Raw genomic sequence first — 26,914 nt, forward strand, 5'->3', positions numbered from 1 at the left:
AATTCCCCTTTCATGTTTTTAGGAAAAGGGATGTTCAAACGAACATCCCCTTCCCAGTTTTATTTTTTATCTGCCCACTTTAATTCTAAGTAACCAACTGGGTGACGAACGATTCCTGTTACCTGTTTATTTTGTAAGTACACCTGGTTGTAGAAGTGAATTGGAATAATTGGTGCTGCACTAAATAAAATCTTTTCAGCTTTATACATCATCTCAAACCGTTTCTTTTCATCTTTTTCATGTTTTGCATCTTTAATCAATTGATCAAATTCAGCATTGCTCCAACCAGTACGGTTCATTGGAGAACCGGTGATAAAATTCTCGATGAAGTTGATTGGATCAGCATAGTCAGCTAGGAATGAACTACGTGAAAGCTGGAATTTCAATGCTTTTTGGTCCTGTGCAAATACATTACTTTCCATATTCGCTAGTTTCACATCAACACCTAAATTTTCCTTGAGCATTTGCTGTAAGGCTTCGGCAATTTTCTTATGCGTATCACTAGTACTATAGGTTAATGTAACCTCAGGAAGTTTCGTATACTTTTCCTCTTCCATTCCTTTTTTCAAAAGCTCTTTTGCTTTCGCAACATCTGTTTTAATTAAGTCTCCATTTTTCTTACGGAAGTCTTTGCCGTCAGGGTCTTTAAATCCGTAGGAAACAAAGCCATAGGCAGGCTTTTCCTTATTGTTTGTGACATGCTCAACCATTTGTTTCTGGTCAACAGCCAATGCGAATGCCTTTCGGATATTCTCATTTTGGAAAGGCTCCTTTGTCAAATTAAAACGGTAGAAATATTCACCTGCTTGATCTTCTACCTTTACGTCGCCTTCTTTAAACAATTTATCGGCTAGCTCTGCTGGAACGGGAGACGTATCTAGTTCACCAGTTGTATACATCTGGTATTCAGTATTGGGATCATCAACCATAGCCCAATGCACTTTATCCACTTTCACATTTTTTGCATCCCAATATTTATCATTTTTGACCATTGTAAACTCACTGTCATGTTTCCAATCGGCTAATTTAAATGGACCATTAGCAACAAATGTGCTTGCTTCAGAAAACCATTTTGGATTTTCCTTTGCTACTTTTTCATTAATTGGGAAGAAACATGGATTTGAAATGACACTTAAGAAATAGGCCTGCGGGCTGATTAAGGTCACTTCGAAGGTCTTTTTATCTACAGCTTTTATCTTCACATCATCGGCAGAACCCTTTCCGTTGTTATAAGCCTCCCCGCCTTCAATAAAATAAGCTAAAAAGGCTGCTGGAGAACCGGTATTCGGATCTAATAACCGTTTCCATGCAAATACAAAATCTTCCGCCGTGATATCATCACCATTGGACCATTTTGCGTTGTCACGGATATGGAATGTATAGGTTTTTCCATCCTTTGAGACATCCCAGTTTTTTGCTGTCGCTGCTTTGGGCTGATGGGATTCATCTAATCGTGTTAGACCTTCCATTAAATTGTTCAAGGAATTCCACGATACAGCATCAAACCCTATTGGCGGGTCAAATGAAGTGGGTTCTTGCCCATTATTCATATAGAGAACCTTTTCTGTCTTTTCGTTAGTCTTTCCTTTTCCGTCATCCTTTCGCTCGCTTCCGGCATCCTTATTTGCTGTACAAGCCGCCAAAGCAAATAGCATCATAACGGCAATCAGCATGGTAGTAAACTTTTTCATCTTCTTCCCCCTAGTCATTATATTTATAAATAAACTTATGATGATGCCAATTTTTGCGCCCGTTCATCCTGCAACCAGCAATCTACATGATGCTTGTTGCTCATTTGTGTTTTAAACGGGTATACTCGTTTACATACTTCCATCGCAAATGGGCAACGCGCTGCAAAAGCACATCCCAGCGGCGGTGAAAATAAATCTGGAGGTGTGCCTGGAATTGGAATCAGCTCTTCCATTTCTATATCTAAGCGGGGGACAGATTGTAACAGCCCTTGTGTATATGGATGCTGTGGCTGATAAAAGATTTCTCTTCTTGTCCCTAATTCCACAATTCTCCCAGCATACATGACAGCAATTCGGTCAGCAACCTGTGCGACCACTCCTAAATCGTGAGTTATTAATATTATGGAGACTCCTGTTTTCTTTTGAATATCCTTAAACAACTCCAAAATTTGTGCTTGAATCGTTACATCTAGGGCCGTTGTCGGCTCATCAGCTATTAATACATCTGGCCGGCACACGAGCGCCATGGCAATGACAATCCGCTGCCGCATCCCTCCGCTAAACTGGTGCGGATACTGTTTTAGCCGTAATTCGGGATTAGGAATACCAACTAGTTTCAACATTTCTAGGGCAACCCTTTTCGCCTGAGTCCTTGTTAGTTTCTCATGCTGTACAATCCCTTCCATAATTTGCTCACCAATGGTAATGGTAGGATTTAAGGCCGTCATTGGGTCCTGGAAAATCATCGAGATATTAGCACCGCGAATTTTTCGCATTTCGTGTTCTTTTAATTTGATTAAATCATTGTTTTTAAAAATAATTTCTCCGCCGTGTATTTTACCAGGTGGTTCAGGAATCAATCTCATAATACTTTGGGAGGTGACACTTTTTCCACAGCCCGACTCTCCAACTATCGCTAGTGTTTCTCCTTTATGTAAGTCAAAGCTTACCCCTCGAACCGCTTTCACCTCCCCTCCATATGTTGAAAAGGATACGTGAAGATCCTTAATTTGAAGGATTTTTTCCATGCTGCTACCTCCTCAATTTTGGATCTAGGGCATCCTGGAGTCCATCACCTAAAACATTAAATGCAAACATCGTTAATGAAATAAATAAAGTCGGGAAGAACAAACGCCACCAGTATCCTGATAGAATCGTAGATAAGCCATCATTCGCCATAACACCCCAGCTGGCATGCGGTGCTTGAATTCCAAGGCCAATAAAGCTTAAGAATGCTTCGGCAAATATGGCAGATGGAATCGTTAATGTCATTTGAACAATAATCGGTCCCATTGTGTTTGGCAGCAGATTCTTCCGGATAATCCGGGCAGTTTTCGTTCCAAACGTTTTTGAAGCTAGTACAAATTCATAATTTTTAATTTGCAAGACCTGTCCCCGGACAATTCGCGCCATCCCAACCCATCCGGTTATCGAAAGGGCAACGATAATCGTGGTTAAACCAGGGTCAAGGACAACCATCACTAAAATGACAACAAGCAAATAAGGCAATCCATATAAAATTTCTACAAATCTCATCATAAAATTATCGGTTCTTCCACCCTTGTAACCTGCAAAGCCTCCATAAACAACACCTATAAGAAAATCAATAAGGGCAGCCATTAAACCGACAAATAGAGAGATTCGTGCACCGTAGCAGGTTCTTGTAAACACATCTCTTCCTAAATCGTCTGTTCCAAACCAAAACTTACTCGATGGGGGTAAATTCTGCATCGTTAACTTTTGTGTTTCAATCGAATGAGGTGATATCATCGGACCAAAAATGGCTAGAATCGTAAGAAAGAATAAGAAAACCATTCCAGCCATGGCTAATTTATTTTTTAAAAGCCGATACCAGGAATCCTTCCAGTACGATAAGCTAGGTCTCACGACTACATCTGCTTCTGAATTTCTCTTGATTAAAGGAACAAACCATTCATCAGGTACATCTGGCGAAATATTCTGTTTTTCATATTTGCGCAGTTCCATTATTTCGCCTCCTTTTTATGAAGCTTAATTCGAGGATCTAGCACTCCATATGCTAAATCCACTAATAAAAGCATAAATATCAAAATGGCGCTATAAAAGATGGTCGTCCCCATAATGACTGGATAATCACGATTATTGATGCTATCAACAAAATATTTCCCCATTCCAGGGATGGCAAATATTTTTTCAATAACAAACGTTCCTGTTAAAATACTTGCGGCTAATGACCCTAATACAGTTACTACTGGTAACAGCGCATTCCTTAATGCATGCTTAAAAACAATTTTGACTGGTGAAAGTCCTTTGGCTTTTGCCGTTTTTATGTAATCCTGGGTTAAAACTTCAAGCATACTTGTTCGGGTTAAGCGAGCGATAATCGCCATCGGTCCAGTTGCCAGTGCCAATATCGGTAATACCATATGTTTTGGACTAGACCACGTAGCTACTGGGAAGATTGGAATATTAACAGCTAACTGTTGAATCAAAAAAGTTGCCAATACAAAATTCGGAATCGATATCCCTAAGACAGCAATGCTCATTGACAGGTAATCAATGATACCATTATGGCGAAGGGCGGCGACCACACCTAAGGTAATCCCGGATATTATCGCAACAATCAACGTATAAAAGCCGAGTTCAAACGAAACGGGAAAGCCTCTTCCAAGCAAATCATTGACCGTTTGGGATGACTTTTTAATCGAAGGTCCCAAATCAAACTTGACCAGAGCCATTAAGTAATTGCCGTATTGAACTAAAAGTGGTTTATCGAGCTGATAGTAGGATTCAAGGTTTTTTTGGATTTGCTCATTTGTGGTCCTCTCTTCATTAAAAGGTGAACCAGGTACCGAGTGCATTAAGAAAAATGTCCCGGTAATGATGAGCCATAAGGTGATAATCATAGCAATCAATCGTTTAAAAAAGTAAGTTTTCATGCTCGACCACTTCCTAACAGAATGTTGTTCTCATCGCTAATTCGGTCATTACCAGCATTGCTTGGTACGCTTCTAAAATATTTTTGGCTTGAAAACGGACCGTTGTTGTTCCAGGGATAATCTCTGTTCCTGGCATTAAATTTGCCCACTCTGCTTGTCCATAGTTGGCAAATTCAATCCCTAGTAAAGGTCTATCAGGAGGAGTAAACGGTTTTATTAAACCTTTATTTTTAATTGCAAGAGCCGTTTTTTCTCTGAGGATCTGTCCGGCTTTGATCGGTGTTAACGATTTTGCTGCAGACCGAGAGATTGTCTCTTTCACAATCGCTGTTGTAATATTAGGAATAAGCTGCTCTGCCTCGATTGCCGCCCGGTCATCACCAGCAACCATTAAAACAGGGACATCATAATAACCTGCAACATAAGCATTAAATCCCATTTCACCAACAGCAACATCATTTATGTACATATTACGAACTCCAAAGATCATCGAATGCGACATAACTCCCTGTAGTGATGCCCGTGCATGATAGCCAACAAACATGGCACCAGCAAAAGACCCATCTAATCCTTGAACCATAGAAAATGGCTTAACATCACCAGTAATTAATTGTGTTTCTGGATGGAGTCTCTCAATTAATAAATTATTCATTTTCGAGTGACTATCATTTACAACGACTTCCTTACACCCTTCCTCAAAAGCAGTAGTGATGACATAATTGGCCTCGTCTGTCATGATTATTCTACTGCGTTCATAATTCAACTTGTCGGAATCAACGTGTGTATGGTCAACAAGTCCGGTTATTCCTTCCATATCAACTGAAATGTATAACTTCATAGACTTTCCCCTTTACAATTAATTCAAATTTTCTTTCTATTATAAAATAATATTTCTCTTTATTCAAACTCTTTATAAAATTGCGTTAATTATAGTATTATAGTCCCATCCCTGCTAATGATCAATTAATACATATTTTTTGAAACTTTTCATTTCAATACTCGTATTATTTAACAGTAGAAAAACAGATAAATATTTAGAAATTCGCCTTGAAGTTTTTCCCTTTTTAAAAAATAGATTTATAATGTACATATATACAATGGATGAGGAGTGAAAAGTGTGGGTGTTACTCTTAGCAAGGGGCAAAAAGTTGATCTAACAAAAGCTCACCCCGGCCTGCAAAATGTCGTTGTCGGGTTAGGTTGGAATGTAAGTCATTTAGGATCCAATTTTGATCTGGATGCCTCGGCATTTTTATTAGGGCAAACTGGAAAGGTACAAAGTGATCAGGATTTTGTTTTCTATAACAATCCATCAGGTGGAAATGGTTCGATTATTTATAGCGGAGACAACCGAATCGGATCAGGTGTGCGGGATGATGAACAGATAAGAATTGATTTAAACAGAGTTCCAGCCCATATTCACCGGATTGCCTTTACCATTACTATTCACGATGCCCAAGTTAAACGGCAAAATTTTGGACAAATTGCGGATTCGTATGTACGTATTTTTAATGAATTAACCAATGAGGAATTATTAAGATTTAACTTAGGAAAAGATTTTACTGTAGAAACGGCTATAGTATCGGCAGAACTTTATCGTCATAACGGCGAATGGAAATTTAATGCAATTGCCAGTGGATTTCAAGGTGGATTAGCTGCTTTATGCCGCAACTTCGGTGTCACGGTTGATGACCCGCCTGTAAGTGCACCATCAACACCACCGTTAGTGCAGCCGACTTATCAGCAAAGCCAAAGTAACCATAACTCTTTTCAACAAAGGAATTCGTACCAGCAGAATCAGCACCATCCTAATCAAAATAATCCTTTTCAGCAAAACCCAAATAGCTATAATCCATCCCAACAAAACCAATCTAGCCTGCCTTCATACCAGCAACCATCCTATGGTTATCCGGCACAGTCTACTTATCCTTCAACACCAAGTTCACAGAACACATATGGTGGAGATGATATTATTTGCCCGCGTTGCCATTCCTCAAATGTTCGAACAGGAAAAAAAGGATTCGGTCTTGGCAAAGCAGCAATTGGTGGGTTAATCCTTGGTCCTGTAGGCTTACTTGGCGGTTTTGTAGGGCAAAATCAACTTAAGTTAACTTGTAACAACTGTGGAAGCACGTGGTCCCCTTCACAAACGGATTATGCGGAGTGGGCAAATACTCAAAAGAGAAAAGCCCAAGATGTGTTCAATCGTTATAAAAGCCAAGATGTACTTGAGGCAGTGGTGGCAGGCTGCGCCCTAGTAGCAATGGCTGATGGTTACTTAGATGCCTCGGAACGGCAAAAAATGCTTGAATTTGTTCACCAAAGTGAAGAATTACGTGTTTTTGATACCAATAAAGTGATTCAAAAATTTAATATGTTCGTATCAAGGATGGAAAATGATCGAATGATGGGACGTGCAGAAGCATTCCGTGCACTGGGAAAAGTAAGGACAAAACCTGAGATTGCCCGGTTAATTGCCCGCTATTGTATTGCAATCGGCTATGCTGATGGAAATTTTGATAATAATGAAAAGCAAATGGTAGCAGACATTTGCCACGAGCTCGGCTTAAACCCTGCTGAATTCCTGTCGTAATAAATAATAAAAACCCTCCATTCAGATTGTAAGTAGTCCCGTTAACTTGGAATGAAAGCTAAATCACAATATAAATGTCATATGATTTTAACGACATAAACAACAGGTTAAATAACAATGTAATTATCACACAAAAACGCTTGGGGTCACTTCACTTTGAAGTGACCCCAAGCGTTTTTGAATTAAATGTGGAGTTCTTATTGAACTAAATCATGTTACTTTAAGTACAATCTTTAACAATCTATTCGTTTTGAGCAATTAATTCTTTTCGATGACTTTGTAATCAGAAAGTTTTTCAAGGAGTGCACCACACTTTTTACATTGGTTTTGATCTGGATTTATCTAAGTTAATTTTTCTCCTCCACAATAACCACAAACAAGAATTTTCATGATCTCACCTTGCAATATGAGTTAATTTCTCGTTTACTTTTTGGCATTATTATTATTATCAGAATTGAACCTAATTCTTAATCATATATTAATAAGAGGTGATTAAAATGGATAACCATCTTCAACAAACATTTGATATTAGTACTTTGAAAATTGGTGCGATGGTCAATGGTGGAGCTTTGCAAATTGGTTGTGGGGCTGGTAAAGCTCCACGAGTCTATCCTGTTGGATTTACTACAGTTGGAACTACATTAGTTCCTCTATCAGCTCCTCTACAATTTGCTGTCCCATTACAAGCATCAGTACGTCAGAAATTATAAGATTTGACCCTACTTTAGTTTAATTACCCTCTTTAAGTAAAAGACCTCTCCTAATGTATGACTTCCTGTTGGAAGTCATTTTTTTATTGTTAAGCTTCCTTTAAAAGGAATACATCCCCTTCAAATAGGAGTTTTTAGAACCTTCAACTATTCTGCCAATTAGTGCAATAAGAAAAAAGGGATAGCCGCAGCCATCCCAATCTTTCTCTATTGAACCTGTTAGCCATCCATGCAGCACAAAATCAGTGCTGTACCACAGAGAATGAAAATGGTTAGGAAGTGTCAATACTGATACTGACCTTAATCCAATCAACGGTAATCCATAGACTTTTTTAATTATCGCTCTCCTCTTTTTTTAACGATTCAGCAGGGTTTTCTTATGTATTGTCAATTTTTCTTTCTTGAAGAAACTTATTTTCATAGTAGTAGTTAATTATGCATCGGGACGATATGTGATGTTCTGGATTTGAGTTGAGCGAATTATTAGTTCTTGTAGTTGCTAAAACGACAAATAAGACGAAACCGACTAGGAATGTCATTTTTGTTTATAGACATATAAACATTCTTTTGAGATCTAGGTTTAGGTTCGCCTTGCAAAAGCAATTATATGTCCATCGATATCTGAGCCGTAAGCTACATAATCTCCCCAATTACGTATTTCTCCTTTACTAATTTCCATACCACCCAATTCAACTAGGTTACTTAAATATATATCAGGATCATTTACATAAATATATATTTCACTCCGTGGGATTCCTCTTGCATCCTTAGGATTTTGAATTTTACCATCTAATAACCTCACAATTCCATCTTCAGGCATGATTCCTAACGTAAAATTATTATTTAATTGAAACTCCGTCATACCAGGTACATCTAAATATGGTTTTAAACCTAGTAATTGTTCATAAAATTGCTTACTCTTATCTTGATCTTGCACATAAATAATCATGATAATTCTTTCTTCATTTGAAATAGTCAAAATAATCCCCCTAATTATTTATTATTTTAATGAAATTGAACATAAAAAAAGCCTTCCTTCTTGAAGTAATGCACCCTTTTAGTTCAAGAAGAACTGCTTTAAGTTAAATCGATTGTACTCCATCCAGTGGCTGCAATAGTATCTCTAAACTGTTGAAATGCGTTTTTAGATTCAAATTCAATTCGCGTAAAGGGTCTTGTAAAAAACTCAAAATAGGCAGGTTCTGCATCACTATCTCTTTGTCCAATGGTTTTGTCTTTTCTTATAACTTCTCGTATTTCATCATCCTTTAGGTTCTCAGTTCTTCTTCTGTACTGTATCCAGTTCTGATTGCATTCCTTAAAATCAATAATCCTAGACTCCCCTAATTCGTTAATGTACCTAACTCCCTCAACAGTAACACCTTGGATTTGTTTCATAACCACCCCTTTAATCCCTCTTCAGTTAGTGATTATGATATATTTCACCAAAAAGGTTTATTTCTCCTTCTTGAACAAACCTGATCCTTTAGTTGAATAACAAAAAAGATGGTCGCAACCGCAATCCCATCTTGAAGTAAAGCCCCCTATAGTTAAAGAAAGGCATGATTTATTTCCAACGTTAACTTGTTGTAGCGTTATCAATCAATTGTTTAAGTACTTTGACAGTTATTTCATATTCCTCGTTTGTAATACCCTGAAACAATTGCATTCTTGTTTTTTGTTGACCTTAGCTGAAATTGATTTATCTGCTTCTTTTAACCAATAACCAATAGGTTTTTCTCCTTTACTCATAGATACACCCCCAAAATGCTCCAAATTTAACAACCCTTTTCACTCTACTTTCTTAGTGTAAATTTTAATGGTATTTACCCACTTTTAACATCAGTCTTGAGGTTGATTGTTCATTGGGTTTAGAATTGATTAATTGTATTCCTTATTCAAGCTGACCCGTTAGTTTAAGTTCAAATGTTCACAATTTTTATACATTTTAACATAAAGTGCCATTGACCCTTCTCTTTTTTCACAATAAACTTAGAATTAATATAGCAAATACCGAAAAAATTAACACCCCAATTCACACGATGACAATAGATATTGTCACTTTGTTATTAGGTTATTTGCTATGCGATTTTATACTAATTTTCTTTATAAATGTTGCTATATCAACAAAAAAGCATACCAATAACTATGTTATTGATATGCTAATTTATAAGCTATTTAAAATGTTTCTCCTCGAAAACGGAACTACTTATTCCGATTGATGGAGGCTGTTTATTTTATATTTTCCAAGCTCGTTTATTCTCTACTCTTTTCGTCAAGCCCTTGGCATCCAATCTCTCTAAAAATGGAATCATGTATTTTCGAGATAATTCAAGTACATCTTTCGCATCTCCGACTTCAAACTCTAAACCTGTTTGGCTACGAAGTTTATCGACAGCTTCACTAAACACTTCTCCGTGATAGGCAAACTGCTCATCTAGCAGAACAAGCAATGATTGGTCTTCCAGAAATCTTTTTAAATCGAATTCTAGAATTTCCGGAATTCCAGCCTTTGAAAAATAGTCCTTTAGGTAACGTACCTTTAATCCATCCTTCTTCAATTCCTCGAGCATATTTTCTGTTCGCTTCTCCCAGCTTTTCGGAACATGGGGAACAAAGTCAGCAAGAGAGACAAATTGCTCTTTGCGCTTAAAAACACCCTTGTCCATTCCGTTTTCAACCACAAAATCAAGCAAAGACTTAGGGAATCTATTTTGCATAGATTGTAAAAGTTCTGCCTTATTTACACCAGGCTTCATTGAATGAGTAAGGTGGTAGTCCTGTAACCGATCAAAAATATCTTCTTCAATAGAATTGATTAACAGCTGAAGAGTATATTCCTTTCCATTGTAAAATACAAATTCCGCATCATTTAGTTGCTCAATTAATGTTGCTTCATCAAGAGCTGTCCGTTTTATCAACTCGTTTAACGGCAAGCTTTTCGCTTCTATCAAACTAGCTGTAATTCGTTCCTTAGGTGACCCCACTTTTTTCTTCTCTAGCTCTTCAATCGTTTGATTTCCAAATCGATACTTATTTCCACGGGGATCAATCACCCAGCCGCCACCAATAGTCTCTTGCGGGCTGGGCCTGCGTAAAATAAAGCGGTCGCCTCGCTTCGTAAGAATTTCTTCCTCGAGCCGTAGCTGACAAAGTATTTCACCATTTTCTTCTTCAATTTGGTTACGATCAAAGAACACAATTCGCCCCATTACCTCTGCCGTCCCAATATGAAGCTTAATCGGCATCCGCTGCTTGACCATATGTTCAAGATCCTCGACTACACAAATAGCAACATCTAATGTTTTCGTTACAATAAAATGCTCCGACGAGACAAGAACATCCCCGCGTTCTAAATCTTCCTTGGAAACATTCGAAAGGTTAATCGCGGTCCGCTGTCCAGCATAGGCCTTGCCAGCTTGTTTATGATGGACCTGAATCTGTCTGGCTCTTACCTCAAGCCCTTTTGGCATGATTTTTAGTGCTTGACCTTCCTCTACAGAACCTTCATATACGGTTCCACGAACAACCGTTCCTTGACCCTTAACCGTAAACACTTGGTCAATTGGAAGCCGGAATGCCCCCTTTGCATCCCGCATTTCTTGGTCTTTTAATGTTTTAATAATTAATTCTTTTATTTCCTCGATACCTTTGTTTGAAAGGCTATCAACGAGTACAAATGGAACATCCTCAAAGACTGTGCCGGTTAGCTCTTCTAAAATATCATCTTTAACAAGCTCAATAAATTCTTCGTCAACCCTGTCAATTTTCGAAATCGCGACTAAACCATTTTTCACACCTAAGAATTTTAAGATATCCAGATGTTCCTTCGTCTGCGGCATCACGCCTTCATCAGCGGCGACAACTAATACAACCAGGTCGATTCCGGCAACTCCGGCAATCATTTGCCGGATAAAGCGTTCATGTCCTGGAACATCTATAACAGATATTTGAATTTCAGTATCTTCATATAACGGTGCAAAACCGAGTTCAATCGAGATTTGCCGCTCCTTTTCCTCTTTTAACCGGTCCGTATCGACATTTGTTAACGCTTTAGTTAACGACGTTTTCCCATGGTCAATATGTCCCGCCATGCCAATCGTAAAATATCGTTTTTCCAAGATTGCCACCTTCTTAATCGTTTTACCATTCTACTGTAGCCTTTATGACTCATTTGTTCAAGAGAACATTTTTAGACAATGCTTTCTTTTCACGATTCCTCCACATTCATTACGTCCATAGTTTTCATTAGTGTGCTATGTTTATTAAAAGAACATTTTTACAACAAAGGAAGATTGCATATGCAAAAGATGGTTTGGTCAATGATAGCAAGTTTAATTCTCTTAGCAGCTTGTCAGAACAGCGAGCCAAAGAAAAACGAAGTAAAGCAAACACCCGAAAAACTAAAACAAACCGTTGAACAGAAAACAGACTCCACCTTTCCATATCCGAATTTGTTAGCTGAGAATGCCCAGTCCTATTCTCTTTTGGTTATTGGTGAAGAGGATGACAAAACACCCATTGAGAAAGACCAAAAAATCATCAAAAATGTCAAGAACATTTTGAGCTTACCTACAAAAGAAATGGCTCAAAAAGTTTATCCCAAGCTTGCCGTTAAGAGTAAATCAGCCTACATTCTCTTTGATAATAATGGCGTTGTTTATCAATCTAAGAACCTAAATGAACTAACTAGGTTCCTCCAAGAAAACCCAGCAAAATAACAAAAACCAGAACTTAGCTTCTGGTTTTTTATTTTTCCATTAATTCATTTCACACAAAAGAAGGAATTAGTGGGTGTACTCACAAACAAACCATTAACTACTGTCCTTTCAACAGGATTTGCAGTCCTCATTTTAGCCTTAAATGTTTGGTGGTTATCAAACCTTTTTGGCCTAACAATAAAGAATAATGAAAAACACCATCCTCAAAACGAAGATGGTGTTTTTTCAAATTTTGATCATTTCTTAAGGAGACTAGATGACCCCTACTGTACCTTCACCGCTTACTATGAGTTGTTCTGTATGCCCATTATATAAATCCCAAGCCCAATCTCGAACTCTGGAAGAATCCACAAACTTCCAATTTTCAAGGGTCTGAATCTCTTCTATTCCAAAAGCCAGTTTAGACAATCTTGTCATTAGGATATAGGAAGAATAGGGATGGGGAAAATTCGGGTCATGTTTAGCTTCATAAGAAAATTTCTTTAGCAATCTAATCGGTTTCGATTCATAAATTAGTTCAACCAGCTTGGCACGGTATTCCAAATCTTTTGGCTGCAAATTTGGAAAGCGAGAATAATCACTAAGATGCTGGGCCTCATGCTTTAAATAACTGATTTGGAACTCACTGCTATCTAGTTTCATTCTCTTATTCTTAGAGCCTTCATTTACAAAATAAAGTCCATCTTCTTTAGCCCAACCACCGGCAAATTTTTCACCAAATGTAGCAAAATGAATCCAGCTTTGCATAATGAAATTACTTAAGAAGTAAACCGTAACCTCCTGTGTTTGGTTTGGTAACTCAACCCTAAAGTTCTTTTTATTCGTTATCTTCCAAATATAGGGACCTCTGAACGGAGACGTCACACCACCTAAGAAACGATAGCCCTTTTCTTGAAAAATTCCCTCTAATCTCTCCTCGATTAAATCAAGGTTAGTGTTAAAATCTTTATCCGAAATTAATCCCACTAACGACTGTACAAGCCGGGTTTCCGCTTCTTCGACATTCCCTCTGGTTAAAACGGAAGTGAAGTATTGATTATAAGCTAATAAAACTTTTCTAATCCAGGGGTCGTCCGTTTTAAATCGATAAATTGGCTTTCCACCAAAAAAACGGTGATAATACTTGGATTCTAACTGCTGATATTTTTTACTTTTATTCGGCATCGAGCGAAGGTACTCATAGGCAGCCGTTACATCCCCAAGAAGACAATAAGCATAGAATTTGGACTCGTCCATCCTTTTCTCCTCTCATCCTTTATTGGCAATCTATCATTTGCAAATCCTTTATCAGCATTTCTTTTGAGCTTTCATCTTTTACTTTTTGCGCATATTCAAGTGCTTGTTGAGCTTGCTCCTTTGATAAATCATGACGATCTAATAAAGCATTGGCTCGGCTTAATGCCTCATATGCATAACCAATATAAAACGGCTCAATCTGGTTGTCTATACTAACTGACAGACAACGTCCGGCATAATAATGCGATCTTTCACCCAGTTCAGCAATTGCATATACTCTGGATAATTGCCAATAACCGATTGACAGATTTCTAGGAGTGTGACCCTCCACTTGTGTCCAATGCCAAAAAGAAACATGGGTAAGATGAATCATTTCCTCTTCCTCTTCTTTTGTTCTTTCATTAAGGTCCATTAGATCCCAGGTAGCATTAAAAGAGTTTATTGCTAGTTGTTTATGCGAGTATGTTGGAGTTTCATTAATTGTCAACTAGGTTCATCCTTCCTTTTTTCAAAATTACTAATATATAAACCTGGTACAACCTCAAGGTCACCTACTAATATAAAGCCATTTTTCAAGTAAAAACCTTTGGCAGGAGCATTATCCTTACCAGTTGAAACTTTGATAATTGTTAAATCCGGATGTTCTTTTTCGATATACTTAAATAAAGCTTCAGCAATTCCCTTACGAAAATGATTGGGATGGACAACCATCCGGCAAATTGTCAATTCTTTATTGTCGTATGTATAGGAGAGGGCACCAGCTAATTCCTCCCCTATAAAATATCCGAAAAAGGTTTCGCTACTTTCTAAGAGCTCCTCCATAGACTCCTTTAGTGGGGGGATTTCGAAAAAGTTGATTAATTTTGCTTCGACGAGATAAGATACTCTTTGCAGATTAAACAGATCCCTGACTAGATTCATATTTTGAAAATCAAGCTTTATTATCATGCTACTATTCCCTTCTATTATTAATTTCTCCCAACATACCTCAATTCTTCATTTCTGTGGAAAAGGGGCGGAGCGCCGCAAAAATGAATAACTTTAACCAGTTAGAGTGAAATACCCATTTCACTAGACGAAAGATGTGAAGTCTAGCTCTGCTCTCACCGCCTTTATTAGGTGACTACGGCTTGTTCTCTACATTTATTTCCATGGTTGGGTTGGGAGTTGAGGCTAATGATTGTTTTTTATGAAAAGCCATTATTTTTCATGAAATGTATATGTTTTACATTTGATTTATCTGTTACTATTAAATTAAAGTGAAAATATAATTATTGAAGATTTAAATAATAATCTTCATAAGTTCGATAAAGTTTAGGAGTTGTAAGTTTGAGAACATTACGATCAGTTATTTTGAAAATACTTTCATTTATTGCTCTTTTAATTGTAACAATAGGTATTTTTATATTCATTTCATTTATTCAAGTTATACTTTTTACGACTAGTGACTATATTATGTGGCTTACTAAATACCCTGCTTCAAGATTGGAATTTATTTATGAGTTATATATATTCTTTGTTTTTTTCTACTTTTTTAATAAGGATATAAGAAAATTAGTTTTAGTCTTCCTTAAAAAAAACAGGAAACTTTTTCTTCCTACATTTGGGGTATTTAATATCATATTACTCTATGCAATACTCACAAATGTTACAGTTGTTTCCAATAATAAAATCGTAGACCATTCTTTTCTTTCACCACAGGGCAAGGAATACAGCTTTAAAGATATTATTAAAATTACAGCAGGTGTATATGGAGAAAAACAATTTTTCGGTCACTCAAAAGGTGATTTTTTTTACATAATTGAATTAAACGACGGCACTAAAATTGATTTAGCTGCAACAGAATCCAGTGGAGCTAAAAATGATGAGGATTCCCGCTTTATTCTTGAAAAGCTTGATAATCAGTTTGTTAATATGGGTATTCCTAAAAAGGCAAGTATGGAAAATTTCAAATATTCCACAAAAAATTTAGATAAAATTTATACGGATAAAATTCGCATCATCTTAGAAAATACCCCTTGATACCACCCTGATAATAATGTGTCTAATAACCTTTCAATCGATCTAACACTACTTGGGTGAATTTCTCCAGTTCTTCATAGTTAGGTGAATGGGCTGAATTTTCAAAGGAAATCCATTCTTTACTCGGTGCTTCCAATTGGTCAAAGAATGCTTGTGTTGGGGCGTGAGGCACTGTTAAGTCATGTTTACCCATAATCATGGTAATCGGCACATCAACTTTTTGAATAATATTTTTCAAATCAAGTTCTCTTAATTCATTAATCATTGTTTTCATACTAAATAGCTGTCCTTTTAAATGGCTAATTGCATCGAAAAAGGTGTATTCTTTACTCTTAAGTAGCTTTCTGATGAATTCGTTTACTAACTTTCCGTCATGGGAGATACCGCCTCCGAATAACTCTAGATATTTCTGGTGTACCTTGTCATGTTTTAGACTGTTCCATGGTGGTTTTCCTATTTGTGTTAACTCTTTTATCGCCTTTTGGTCGTTTAATTCCGTTGCCTTTTTCAATATTAATTCGTATGACAATTCTTCAGTCGCTTTCATGCTAGCAACCTGAGCAACACCAAAATAGTGTGTAAAATGTTCAGGGTGCGTGTGAATTGCTAACAAACCCAGCATACTTCCCCAAGAATGACCTATTAAGAAAATGCCCTCTTTTTGATATGCTTTTTTCAAATAAGTTGTTACCTCAATCGTATCGGATAAAAATTGATCAACCGTCATCGTTTCCTTTGGAAGATTTTTGGAATATGATAATCCAGCTCCCCTTTGGTCCCAATTCACAACAATGAAATGTTTTTCAAGCTCTTGTTGATAATCTCTATTAAAACCAATTTGTGCTGCACCAGGTCCACCGTGTATCATTAACAATAACGGATTGTTTTTATTTTCCCCTCTTATTAACAGCCATTGGTCCACACCACCAATAGGAAGCTTCATTAATTCTGCTACTGAGTTACTACCTTCTATCTTTGGTGTATATCTTTTAAACATATAGGTTCCCCTTTTCCGAATTAGTTCTATTTTCTCATGCTCCGGCATTAAATTGAAGCTAAATGATTGATTTTCGGTAGGAGGTTAATAAATATATGGATGGAAATTATGTAAATATTATTTACGTTTAAAACGGCATCCATTTATCACTTTTTATCAGTTTACGTATTTCATTTTCAGTTTTAATCAAAATAAAACTCTCCTTAAAGTCTTAAATTTCAAAAAAATTCAAAAATCCTTGTTTACTACGTTGTTAATAAAAAAATTCTCTTTTCCACTTCCCAAACCCTTCTTCTTCAAAGAAAAATAAAAAGGCCACTCCTTTATTAGAGGAGAAAGCCTTGTCTTAATAATTAGTCATTGTTGTTATATTCCCTCTTTTCCTTCAAGTATTCCTTTTCACATTTTAACAGCTTATATTTAACAGCGTTACCTCCTTTCTTTTTCTTCTCAATAACTTCCCATTTAAAATTGTTGAGCTTTAAATGCACAGCGACATTCGTATTATCCGGCTGTTTATAAAGCAAATAGGCTTCCGAAGGTTTGACAAACAATGTAGGCTTACCGCGAGAGGCGACAATAAATTGTTTATGTAATGACTGGTAATACTCGTCTATATCTTTTCCACCATAGATAAGATTTGCTGCATCCAAATTTCTATCCGTTACCTCATGGTATGTATGATCATCAATATCCAAATTAAAACTTGAAATTATATCTTTCATTAACTCTTTATTGTAGTGCACATCTCGATTTTTCATATTTTCAATACATTCAGTTGATAGTCTGGGTAGTACATCAGCCTGGGCATTAAAGGAATTAAAACAAAGCGATACGTAAAGGCCTGCAATAATAAATGTTGTTTTTTTCATCAAAAAAAATCACCCCTAACAATGTATGAACATATTATTCTACATCACGGGATGATCTATACGATTTGAAAGTCTTTCATGAACTATAATTCAATATTTTTTATTATTCTTGCCGGATTTCCGCCAACCACAACATTATCGGGTACATCCTTTGTAACCACTGCACCTGAAGCAATAACGACATTATTACCTATTTTAACCCCAGGGTTAATAATTGCTCTCCCGCCAATCCACACATTATCACCAATTTGTACTGGAGCCCCAAACTCAACACCAGAAATTCTCTCGACCGGGTTCAATGGATGCGTTGCTGTATAAATGTGAACACCCGGTGCTACCATACAATTCTTACCTATCTGAATCTCACAAACGTCTAAAAAAACACAATCGAAGTTTGCATAAAAATTCTCGCCAACATGAATGTTGTAACCGTAATCACAACGAAAGTTTGGCTCTATGTATATATTTTCTCCTGTAGAACCAAACAATTCTTTTAAGAGTTCTGTCCGTTTAGCACCCTCTGTCTCTAATGTATAATTGAATAATCTAGTAAGTCTCCGTGCATTCTCACGATCTTTTACAAGTTCTGTATCGGCAGCCATATAAAGCTCACCGTTGATCATTTTTTCTTTTTCTGTTTTCATGATTCGGTCTCCTAAAGTTAAATTTTGCCTTCCAAATTATCAAACTTATCATAATTCCATTAAATGTACTTTTGTTACGATTTAAGGAGCAAAAGGGACAAAATATCTAAACATAAAACTTATGAACGCAAATACTGAAATCACACATATAGAAGCAAGATGTAAAAATATAAATAGGATTTTTATTTTTCCTTTGACAAAAAACGAGTAAATTAAACCAAATACTGGATTCAAGATTAAAAACGGTAAGGCAATTGCAATAAAAACCTTTCCAATCAGATGGATGATTTTTGAATCAAAACCTGCCAAATTTAGCAAACCCAATAATAAAATTGTCACAATAATCGTTGCAATCAGAGATGTAAATGAAACCTTTAAGGCATTTTTGAAAAAAACTTTCATAAAATACTCCTTTCCTACAGTGCACTATTTATTTATTCTCCAATGAGGAAAGGATCACCTCTTTATCCCATTATTTTTCCAGTAAAATAAAGAGCAAAAAGAATGGAATCTCCACTCTGGCCTTTGCCCTTTATTTTCAACCAACCCGCTTTTTTAATCGCCCGTAATACATCCATGTCCTGATTGAGAAACTACCAAAAGTCAAAATTGCTAACAACATAATAATCATGCTATAAATTTGCATTTTATCAACTTTTTTAATACTAATCAATTCTATGCTCAAACCTAAGTTTAAAATATAGGCAATAATTAATGGAAGGAACAAGCATGTATAGGCGATAGCAATCTTTCTGGCATGTTTTAATTGATTAGTTTTATCGCTATAAATTTCTGGCCGTTCTTCGTCCTCTGAATATTCACGGCTCCAGATCGACCATTTTTGTAATGATCCAATTGAGCTGAAAACATTTTTCCAGCCCGCATCTCTGTGGATATCAAAGTAGCTTTCATCGGCAATGTTCTGATAATCTGCACAATAACTTACCTTTCGCGGGTGCCCAATTAGAAAATGAAAGGTCGTTCCTGCTTTACTGACTCGGTAGAGATTATATCCTTCTTCCTCCATTTTTTCGAGCCACTGCTCTAGTTTATCCGGAGCATACATCCATCCAAGCTTTCTTTTTTTAACCAGTTGTCCGGAACTCTTTAACTGCTTTTCTTCCAATTTGGTTAATTTTTTTTCACCTTGAGTCTTCCCGAAAAATACATCTCTATTTATTTTTTCATTCATTAATTTTTTATTTGTCCGATGAATTTTAATTACAGAATAAAGTGAAAGTGCGAATGTGGCTATAACGGCACCAAAATATAAATAAGTGAAAATCCAATATGGACTTTCTTCAACCTCAACTTGGGAATCTCCAGAAAATAGAATTAGTCCAAAGATACTTAGAAAAAATACTGCCATAATTGAAAAATAGAATACTATACCACCGAAAATATACATAATGATTCGATTATGTTTAATAATTCCTTCCCGGACAGGGGAGGTTTTAATTTGCTCCAGTGGCTTTTCATTAACCGTTACAAACCAGTTGCCAGTCCGTAAAACCTTTGTCCATCCCTCTGCTATTAGCCCTTTCGAAAGTGACTCCCCTTGCATTTTATCGTACCCGATTCGGTACATTAGCTTCTTAGGCTCGCCTTGTTGAAAGAAAAAGCAACGTGTTACGCGATTGACCTTTACTAAAAAATAACCGTCTTCTGCCATTGACGAGAGCCATTTTTCTGTTTTTTGTACATCATAGCTCCAGAATGGCCTCAATACTTTTTTGATCATAAAAAATCCCCCTCAAATTTCAATGCATTCTGGTGCAGTTCCTTAAGTCTCTTAATCTCGGCTGTAATTAAACTTTTTCCTGTTTCCGTTACTTCATAAACCGTTTTTCTTTCCTCATCGGCAAATACCGTAATGATTCCATCTTTTTGCATTTTCGTTAACGTTCCGTATACGGTCCCCGATCCCAATAAGATTCTTGAGTTTGTAATGTCTTCTACATGTTTAACAATTCCGTAACCGTGGCGCGGTTCCGTTAGCGATAAAAGAATATAGAACGCCGTTTCTGTCATCGGTACATATTTTTTCAAGACTTTATCAATATCCAAAATCCTCACCTCCCAATTCTTGGTTCTATGTATGGTGAAATGGTTGAAACTATGTCATAAATAGATATGTCTCGTCATGACTATATCACGTTGTGACTTATTAATCAATACCTTAATTTCCAAAATATTCATGAGAAATGTTACTTAACGCTGAGGTAATCGAATATTTTTAAAAAGTCATGGTATAATTAAAAATATTGATTTTTCAGAAAATAAACATACCATCTTTTGGAAAAATCGTTTTGAAATGGGGGATGAAGTTTGAAATTTGACGTGATTGTGATTGGGGCCGGACTTGCTGGTTTAGTGGCAACTGCTGAACTTGCAGATGCAGGTAAGAAAGTGCTCCTATTAGATCAAGAACCGGAAGCATCTTTTGGTGGACAGGCATGGTGGTCGTTTGGTGGATTATTCCTCGTCGATTCACCCGAACAGCGAAGGATGGGCATCAAGGATTCCCTTGAACTTGCCTGGCAAGACTGGTTAGGAGCAGCTGGTTATGACCGAGAAGAGGACGAGGATTACTGGGGAAAAAAGTGGGCTGCGGCCTATGTTGATTTTGCTGCGGGTGAAAAGCGCAAATGGCTATATGAAATGGGAGTTCGTTTTTTTCCAGTGGTGGGCTGGGCAGAGCGTGGAGGTTACCTTGCAGAGGGGCATGGCAACTCTGTACCAAGATTTCACATTGTTTGGGGAACAGGCCCTGGAATTATCAAACCCTTCGAGGATCGAGTTCGTAGAGCGATGGAAAAGGGTCTTGTCGACTACCGTCCACGTCATCGTGTGAATGAATTATTAACGGAAAATGGTACTGTTATTGGAGCCAGTGGAAATATTCTCGTTCAAAGCTCCGCTGCTCGTGGAGAAGCAAGTTCACGTGAGACGATAGGAGATTTTGAGTTTCATGCTCAAGCTGTAATGGTTACTAGCGGTGGCATTGGTGGAAATCACGAACTGATTAGAAAAAATTGGCCGGCACGACTAGGCGATGCACCAAAAAAAATGATTTCCGGTGTTCCTGAACATGTAGACGGCCGAATGCTGGCCATCACTGAAAAGGCAGGTGGCCGAATCGTCAACCGAGACCGGATGTGGCATTATACAGAAGGCATTAAAAACTGGAATTCAGTTTGGCCAATGCATGGTATTCGTATTCTTCCAGGTCCCTCTTCCCTATGGATTGATGCAACAGGAAAGCGGTTTCCGGCACCGAACTTTCCAGGCTTCGACACATTGGGAACTCTTGAAGCCATTATGCAGACTGGTTTTGATTATTCGTGGTTCATTTTAACAAAGAAAATTATTGAAAAAGAGTTTGCCTTATCAGGGTCCGAGCAAAATCCTGACTTAACGGGAAAGAGTATTAAAAAAGTGTTAGGTCGCGTCCTTCCTGGCCCGACCGCTCCTGTAAAAGCATTCATGGATAAAGGTGAAGATTTTGTTATTGCCAATACTTTGCCGGAACTCATTGCCGGAATGAACAAGCTCACCGGTGAAAACTTACTCAATCTTGCTGACATTGAGCGGCAAATTCATGCTAGAGACAGAGAGATAGAAAATAAATTTACAAAAGATTTGCAAATAACCGCCATGCGCGGTGCACGGAATTATTTGGGCGACAAACTGATTAGAGTAGCACCTCCGCATAAGATTCTTGATCCAAAAATGGGTCCATTAATTGCTGTCCGCCTAAACATCGTCAGTCGAAAAACGCTTGGCGGACTGCAAACTGACTTATCCGGTAGAGTCCTAGATACATCTGGAAACCCAGTTCCGGGACTCTATTCTGCTGGGGAAGTTTCCGGGTTTGGCGGGGGCGGCATTCATGGTTATCGCTCCCTAGAAGGAACCTTCGTCGGTGGCTGCCTGTTTACAGGAAGGCAGGCTGGGCGTGCTCTTGCGAAGGAATTAGAGTAACATCCTTAAACAAGCGAAAAAGCTGTCTTAAAATGAAAAAATCACTTTACGGGAGTCCTTTCTCTTGGAGTTGATAGGTCAAAATGTTCATAATAGTACTCTTTTTTCATATGTCATTCTTATCAAATTAACCGCCATTTTCTCTTAAAATATAAAAAAGAGTATTCCCAATGACTCACCTTTATTAGGGACATACTCTTATTTTTTCTGAGGATTTAATTTGTAAACAGAAATTCCGTCTTACTACCAGCCTGATCTGCAATAACTTCGAGTCTGACATCCATTCTTTCTTTTAATTCCGGAACGTGTGAAATTATTCCGACCAAACGTCCGCTGCTCTGGATATCCATTAATGCTTCAATAGCTTGATCAAGTGATTCGGGGTCCAGCGTACCAAACCCTTCATCGATAAACATCGTCTCCAGTGATACCCCCCCTGCATAATTTTGTACAACATCAGCTAGACCCAATGCTAACGATAAAGATGCCTTAAAGCTTTCACCACCCGATAGGGTTTTAACGTGGCGTTCTTGGCCAGTATATTGGTCAAACACAAGTAATTCTAAACCACTTTGTGCATTTCCTTTAGACCGATCTGTTTTTCTTAATAACTGAAAACGTCCAGATGTCATTTTTCTTAAACGAACATTCGCTTCTCGTAAAATATCATCTAAAAAGGCAGCTAGTACATATCGTTCAAAGGTGATTCGGAAATTATTTTGACCCTTTGTTATCTCATATAAATGGCCAATAAGTTTGTAACGCTCCTCAAGCACCTTCATATTTTCATTCAATTGTTTCACCCGGCCATAAATTTCTTCGTTGTCCCGCTTTTTTACAAAAAGATCATTACGGTTTTGATTAAGTGCTTCAATTTCATGTCCCAGTTTTGAAAGCTCAACCTTCAATCCCTCAACATCCGGCGTTTTCACGTCTATCAAAAGCTCCGTTAATTCATTCAATCGGTCGGAAACCGAGCGCAATTCTTCACGATAGCTGCGGATTTCAGTCTCAAGACTTCGGATTTCTCCTTCACTAAGTTTAGAAGAAGCATACATACCATATTTTTCAAAGCCTTGCTCTGACAATTTATGAATAAAGCTTTCACGTTCTGTAGCAAGCTCCTGCTTTTTGTCGGTTAAGTGCTTTTCTGCATCTTGTAATCTTGCAGATTCATTGGAAAGCTTTTCTCTGACTTCCTGCAATTGCTTCTGTGCAACTTCAAGCTGTTTCACCAGTCTTTCATGCTGGTTTGTGGCAGCTAATAGTGCTTTTTCATATTCCGCTTCCGAACGAAGATTCTCAGGAATGACCTTCATCATTCTTGATAAATTCGTTTTCTTCTCTGTGAATTGCACCGTTAAATCTGTTACTTCAGCCGTAAATTGTTGAATCGATTTTTGTAAAGTTCCCCTTTCGGATTCTCTTTTATCTAGGTCAATTTTCACTTGGTCCAGTAGCTTCATCTGTTTAGCAAGGTCCGTCTGAATTTGAAGAAACGAGTTTTTGGCTGTAGCAACCTCTGTTTTGGCATAAAGTAAATCCGTTTCGGTAAAATCGGCCCGGTAGGTGCGAATTTCTTGCAGGATCTCTAATGCCGCTTCCTTTTGCGTTTTTTCAGCTGATTGGCTCTGGTAAAGCTTTGCTTCATCTGCAGACTTTTCCTTTTCCCATTTGGCAACCTGATCTTTCGCGGCCTTCATATCCTTTTCATTTGGAATCCTTTCATCGTGCTGTAATACAGGGGAGGGATGGTGTTCGGACCCACAAACTGGGCATGCTTCTCCCTCGTGAAGTCTTGAAGCTAGGAGTGTGGCCTGACCATGAAGCCATTTTCTCTCTAAATCCTCAACAAGTGCTTTCGCATCTATTAATCCCGCTGTTGTATTTTCATAACGCCCGGTTATCACCTTTAGATTTTGCTCTGTCGATTGATGACGAACAAATAGGGTTTCGTATTTTTCAAAGCGATCAAGTTCAGCTTGCAGCTTTTCAACCTGTCTCTCATTTTCTAAGTAGGTTAACTGTCCTTTTTCAATCTCGGACTTTTGTTGTAAAAGGGATTTCATCATTTCTTCATTTTGTTCAAAATTTCTTTCTGTGGTTTGCAGCTTTTCCTTAGTCGTTTTTAAGAAAGCCCCCTTCATTGCCGTTTCTTTTACCAAGGCAGCATAGGAATAAACATCCTCTTTGATCGTAACTAGATGATTCACTTCAGCAAGGGCTGCTTGCCGCTCATTTTCCCGTTCCATTTCTTTTTGCTGCTGCACCTCGTGCTGTTTAACAAGCCCGTTCAAGTTTTCTATTTTCACTTTTAAAGTATGGATATCTTCTGTCAGCTTATCAGAATCCCGCTTTAAGCGATGGCAAAGCTCCTCTTGCTGCACCAATATTGCGGCTTTTTGCGCTCTCTGCACCTGCTGTTCTTTTTCAACAATGAGATTCTTTTGAGATTCAAGATGTGCTTTTTGTTCTTTCAATTTTTCTTTTGCTTGTAGCTGTTTCAAAATCGCTTCAGCTTCAAACAGTTGCTCCTTTAACAGGTCTTGCAGCTGAAGTTTATCTTTAAATAGGTTGTTTAATTGTTCAAGCATGTCACCCATGGTGGCAATTTCTATTTGTAACAGCGGCATAATAATCGTGTCATTCACACTGTCAGCGTCAATATTGTCGCGGAGCTCACCATTTGTCATTGTATGAATGCGGCGAATGGCCTCATTTCGGGATTGAACCTGATCCTCAACTGACCGTTTCAGCTCAGTCGCTTCTTCCTTCAGCTTGTCTTCGACCATTTTATACAACTGAGTATGGAACAATCGCTGCAGAATTACTTCTTTATCCTTACTATCAGAGGTCAACAGCTTGCGGAATTCCCCTTGTGGAATCATCAAGATTTGCCGGAATTGGTTTGCATCAATTAGCATGATTTCCTTAATTTTTTCCTCAACATCATTGATTTTAGAGGCCAATAGTTTTTTCTCGCCATGTTCATCCCACATATACAACTCTGCTTTTGCTCCAAGCTGCGTAAAGCCTTCACCTTTGTCTTTTTTCTTCGGTTGCTGAGGTGATCTTGTAATCGAATACACCTTATTTCGTAAGGTAAAGTCAAGTGAAACCTCTGTTAATAGGTCATCGGCAGCAAATTGGCTTCGGAGTTCAGGGCCATTGCGATCCTCGCCACTTGCTTTTCCATATATCGCATAGGTTATCGCGTCGAATATCGTGGTTTTCCCAGAACCAGTTTTGCCAGAAATCACAAACATCGTGCGGTTACCTAGTTGGGTAAAGTCTATCGATTCACAGCCTGCATAAGGACCAAACGCCTGCATCGTAAGTCTTAATGGTTTCATTTCAACCCCTCCTCTCTAAGGACCTTTTCAATTACCGTAACCATTGCTTCTTTTTTATCCTTTGTAAATTCGGCGGTTGTCATTTCCGTGTAAAATTGTTCAAATAACTCAATCTCCGACTTTTTCTCACTTCGGATAGAGTTGAAGGATTGTTTTTTCTTCAAATCGGTAATATCCATTTTCCGTTCAAGATGGAGGACGTTTGGATAGACTTGACGCAATTTATTAATTGGATCGATTAAGGCACCCTCATCGAGTAAGGTAATTTTTAAATAGTCATCGATTCGTTCATTTTCATAAAAATGAGGATCAAGTAACTCCTCTAAATGTCCTTCTAATTCACGCATATCATGCTTCGGTGTGAGCGAACGGTATCGGTGAGTAAATTCCCCTTTTTCGTCCATTTCAATAATCGAGATGGATTTTCTTTGTTTTGCTTCGGAAAATGAATATTTTAAGAGAGAACCTGAATATTTCACTTTACTATGGTATATCGCATCGGGACTGTGAAGATGCCCGAGTGCTGTATAGGAAAATGGTTCGAACAATTCAGCACCAACACATCCCGAGCCACCTACAGATAATACTCGTTCAGAATCCGAAGTTTGACCGCCTAATACAAAGGCATGTCCAACTAAAACGTTCGGTTCATGTGGATTTAAAGTTTCTTCCATTTTGCCAATTAGAGCCTTCATCGCATCTTGATGGGAGTGAATAGAATCATCCTCGAGTAATTGGCGAACGACACCAGGCTCTGCATAAGGTACAAGATAGAAATTCACTCCATTAATTTGAACAGGGTTAAAGCTGTTTGTAAGTTTCCCTGATAGATAAAATTGGCTATGTTTATACCACGAGCTGCCAAACGAGAGTCGCTCTGCACTATCATGATTTCCAGCGATTGCAACAACAGGCGTTTTTAACTCTACATTGATTTTAAAAAGCATTTCATCAAGTAACTCTACTGCATCTGTTGGTGGCACTGATCGGTCATAAAGATCACCGGCAATGACCACTGCATCCGGTTTTTCCTCCGCGACGACCGTAACGAATTGCTCTAGTACTTCCCGTTGATTTTCCGTCATGTAGACGCCATGGACCAGCTTGCCTAAATGCCAATCGGCTGTATGGATAAATTTCATCTGCTTCACCCCAATTTTTTATTGCTGTGTT

25 protein-coding genes are annotated in these 26,914 nt (G+C 37.8%); 5 read left to right on the plus strand and 20 right to left on the minus strand.

Translation table 11 applies throughout. The features are described 5' to 3' along the window. Positions 1-59 precede the first annotated feature (59 nt). Genes RTR43_RS04955 through RTR43_RS04975 form a run of 5 tightly spaced genes read right to left on the minus strand, consistent with a single transcriptional unit; the run spans position 60 to position 5,447 of the window. The gene (locus RTR43_RS04955) at positions 60-1,691 is read right to left on the minus strand and encodes a peptide ABC transporter substrate-binding protein (RefSeq protein ID WP_312470098.1); all 1,632 of its coding nucleotides are present in this window, start codon (positions 1,689-1,691) and stop codon (positions 60-62) included. A gap of 35 nt (positions 1,692-1,726) precedes the next feature. Further along, a complete protein-coding gene (locus RTR43_RS04960; protein ID WP_312470099.1) occupies positions 1,727-2,719 on the minus strand; it encodes an ABC transporter ATP-binding protein in 993 nt (330 codons plus the stop codon). A 4-nt stretch (positions 2,720-2,723) separates the two neighbouring features. Next, positions 2,724-3,677 (minus strand): ABC transporter permease, encoded by a 954-nt coding sequence (locus RTR43_RS04965; RefSeq protein WP_312470100.1) that lies wholly within the window; start codon positions 3,675-3,677, stop codon positions 2,724-2,726. Further along, positions 3,677-4,609: an ABC transporter permease gene (locus tag RTR43_RS04970; protein WP_248733396.1), complete on the minus strand. Its 933-nt coding sequence runs from the start codon at positions 4,607-4,609 to the stop codon at positions 3,677-3,679. Before RTR43_RS04970 ends, RTR43_RS04965 begins: the two co-directional genes overlap by 1 nt. 13 nt (positions 4,610-4,622) lie before the next feature. Further along, positions 4,623-5,447 carry a M55 family metallopeptidase gene (locus RTR43_RS04975; protein ID WP_312470102.1) on the minus strand — a complete coding sequence of 275 codons (825 nt, stop codon included), beginning with the start codon at positions 5,445-5,447 and terminating at the stop codon, positions 4,623-4,625. Positions 5,448-5,726: 279 nt separating this feature from the next. On the opposite strand from RTR43_RS04975, the gene RTR43_RS04980 reads away from it, so the two are divergent. Next, positions 5,727-7,202, plus strand: coding sequence for a TerD family protein (locus RTR43_RS04980; protein WP_312470104.1), 1,476 nt, complete (start codon positions 5,727-5,729; stop codon positions 7,200-7,202). Between the two features lie 497 nt (positions 7,203-7,699). Continuing rightward, positions 7,700-7,912, plus strand: a complete 213-nt coding sequence (locus RTR43_RS04985) for a hypothetical protein (RefSeq protein WP_312470105.1) — start codon at positions 7,700-7,702, stop codon at positions 7,910-7,912. Between the two features lie 580 nt (positions 7,913-8,492). Here the strand turns inward: RTR43_RS04985 and RTR43_RS04990 are convergent. The 4 genes from RTR43_RS04990 to selB all read right to left on the minus strand — a co-directional run bounded on the left by RTR43_RS04990 (position 8,493) and on the right by selB (position 12,033). Continuing rightward, entirely contained in the window at positions 8,493-8,891 is a 399-nt protein-coding gene (locus tag RTR43_RS04990; RefSeq protein WP_312470107.1) for a VOC family protein, read from the minus strand. Positions 8,892-8,989: 98 nt separating this feature from the next. Continuing rightward, complete coding sequence (locus RTR43_RS04995; RefSeq protein WP_312470109.1) at positions 8,990-9,310, minus strand: hypothetical protein; 321 nt, start codon at positions 9,308-9,310, stop codon at positions 8,990-8,992. Between the two features lie 228 nt (positions 9,311-9,538). Then, positions 9,539-9,664 carry a hypothetical protein gene (locus tag RTR43_RS05000; RefSeq protein WP_312470110.1) on the minus strand — a complete coding sequence of 42 codons (126 nt, stop codon included), beginning with the start codon at positions 9,662-9,664 and terminating at the stop codon, positions 9,539-9,541. Between the two features lie 485 nt (positions 9,665-10,149). Then, positions 10,150-12,033, minus strand: a complete 1,884-nt coding sequence (selB, locus tag RTR43_RS05005; RefSeq protein ID WP_312470112.1) for a selenocysteine-specific translation elongation factor — start codon at positions 12,031-12,033, stop codon at positions 10,150-10,152. Positions 12,034-12,213: 180 nt separating this feature from the next. On the opposite strand from selB, the gene RTR43_RS05010 reads away from it, so the two are divergent. Continuing rightward, positions 12,214-12,633, plus strand: coding sequence for a hypothetical protein (locus tag RTR43_RS05010; protein WP_312470114.1), 420 nt, complete (start codon positions 12,214-12,216; stop codon positions 12,631-12,633). Between the two features lie 252 nt (positions 12,634-12,885). Here the strand turns inward: RTR43_RS05010 and RTR43_RS05015 are convergent, their stop codons facing one another. The 3 genes from RTR43_RS05015 to RTR43_RS05025 are packed head-to-tail and all read right to left on the minus strand — an operon-like array spanning position 12,886 to position 14,817. Next, positions 12,886-13,869, minus strand: a complete 984-nt coding sequence (locus RTR43_RS05015; protein ID WP_312470116.1) for a hypothetical protein — start codon at positions 13,867-13,869, stop codon at positions 12,886-12,888. Positions 13,870-13,888: 19 nt separating this feature from the next. Next, positions 13,889-14,356, minus strand: coding sequence for a hypothetical protein (locus RTR43_RS05020; RefSeq protein ID WP_312470118.1), 468 nt, complete (start codon positions 14,354-14,356; stop codon positions 13,889-13,891). Beyond that, positions 14,353-14,817, minus strand: coding sequence for a GNAT family N-acetyltransferase (locus RTR43_RS05025; protein WP_312470119.1), 465 nt, complete (start codon positions 14,815-14,817; stop codon positions 14,353-14,355). Before RTR43_RS05025 ends, RTR43_RS05020 begins: the two co-directional genes overlap by 4 nt. A 381-nt stretch (positions 14,818-15,198) precedes the next feature. On the opposite strand from RTR43_RS05025, the gene RTR43_RS05030 reads away from it, so the two are divergent. Beyond that, complete coding sequence (locus RTR43_RS05030) at positions 15,199-15,891, plus strand: hypothetical protein (protein WP_312470121.1); 693 nt, start codon at positions 15,199-15,201, stop codon at positions 15,889-15,891. A 22-nt stretch (positions 15,892-15,913) separates the two neighbouring features. Here RTR43_RS05030 and RTR43_RS05035 read toward each other — a convergent pair whose 3' ends face one another. From RTR43_RS05035 to RTR43_RS05060, 6 genes are all read right to left on the minus strand, one after another. Then, the gene (locus tag RTR43_RS05035; RefSeq protein ID WP_312470123.1) at positions 15,914-16,888 is read right to left on the minus strand and encodes an alpha/beta fold hydrolase; all 975 of its coding nucleotides are present in this window, start codon (positions 16,886-16,888) and stop codon (positions 15,914-15,916) included. A gap of 353 nt (positions 16,889-17,241) precedes the next feature. Beyond that, positions 17,242-17,760, minus strand: a complete 519-nt coding sequence (locus RTR43_RS05040) for a hypothetical protein (RefSeq protein ID WP_312470124.1) — start codon at positions 17,758-17,760, stop codon at positions 17,242-17,244. A gap of 83 nt (positions 17,761-17,843) precedes the next feature. Next, positions 17,844-18,404, minus strand: coding sequence for a maltose acetyltransferase domain-containing protein (locus tag RTR43_RS05045; RefSeq protein WP_312470125.1), 561 nt, complete (start codon positions 18,402-18,404; stop codon positions 17,844-17,846). Positions 18,405-18,485: 81 nt separating this feature from the next. After that, a complete protein-coding gene (locus RTR43_RS05050; protein WP_312470127.1) occupies positions 18,486-18,806 on the minus strand; it encodes a hypothetical protein in 321 nt (106 codons plus the stop codon). A 136-nt stretch (positions 18,807-18,942) separates the two neighbouring features. Continuing rightward, positions 18,943-20,145: a DUF2812 domain-containing protein gene (locus tag RTR43_RS05055; RefSeq protein WP_312470129.1), complete on the minus strand. Its 1,203-nt coding sequence runs from the start codon at positions 20,143-20,145 to the stop codon at positions 18,943-18,945. Continuing rightward, positions 20,142-20,471, minus strand: coding sequence for a PadR family transcriptional regulator (locus RTR43_RS05060; protein ID WP_312470130.1), 330 nt, complete (start codon positions 20,469-20,471; stop codon positions 20,142-20,144). Before RTR43_RS05060 ends, RTR43_RS05055 begins: the two co-directional genes overlap by 4 nt. Positions 20,472-20,732: 261 nt before the next feature. Between RTR43_RS05060 and RTR43_RS05065 the strand changes: the two genes are divergently transcribed. Further along, the gene (locus RTR43_RS05065; RefSeq protein WP_312470131.1) at positions 20,733-22,388 is read left to right on the plus strand and encodes an FAD-binding dehydrogenase; all 1,656 of its coding nucleotides are present in this window, start codon (positions 20,733-20,735) and stop codon (positions 22,386-22,388) included. Positions 22,389-22,603: 215 nt separating this feature from the next. Here the strand turns inward: RTR43_RS05065 and RTR43_RS05070 are convergent, their stop codons facing one another. Both RTR43_RS05070 and RTR43_RS05075 read right to left on the minus strand, forming a co-directional pair. Further along, the gene (locus tag RTR43_RS05070) at positions 22,604-25,741 is read right to left on the minus strand and encodes an AAA family ATPase (protein WP_312470132.1); all 3,138 of its coding nucleotides are present in this window, start codon (positions 25,739-25,741) and stop codon (positions 22,604-22,606) included. Continuing rightward, positions 25,738-26,883, minus strand: a complete 1,146-nt coding sequence (locus RTR43_RS05075) for an exonuclease SbcCD subunit D (RefSeq protein WP_312470133.1) — start codon at positions 26,881-26,883, stop codon at positions 25,738-25,740. The genes RTR43_RS05070 and RTR43_RS05075 overlap by 4 nt, the downstream gene beginning before the upstream one ends. Positions 26,884-26,914: the final 31 nt, after the last annotated feature.

Origin of the sequence: Neobacillus sp. (assembly GCF_031988165.1) — a bacterium.
GTDB lineage: Bacteria > Bacillota > Bacilli > Bacillales > Cytobacillaceae > Neobacillus > Neobacillus rhizosphaerae.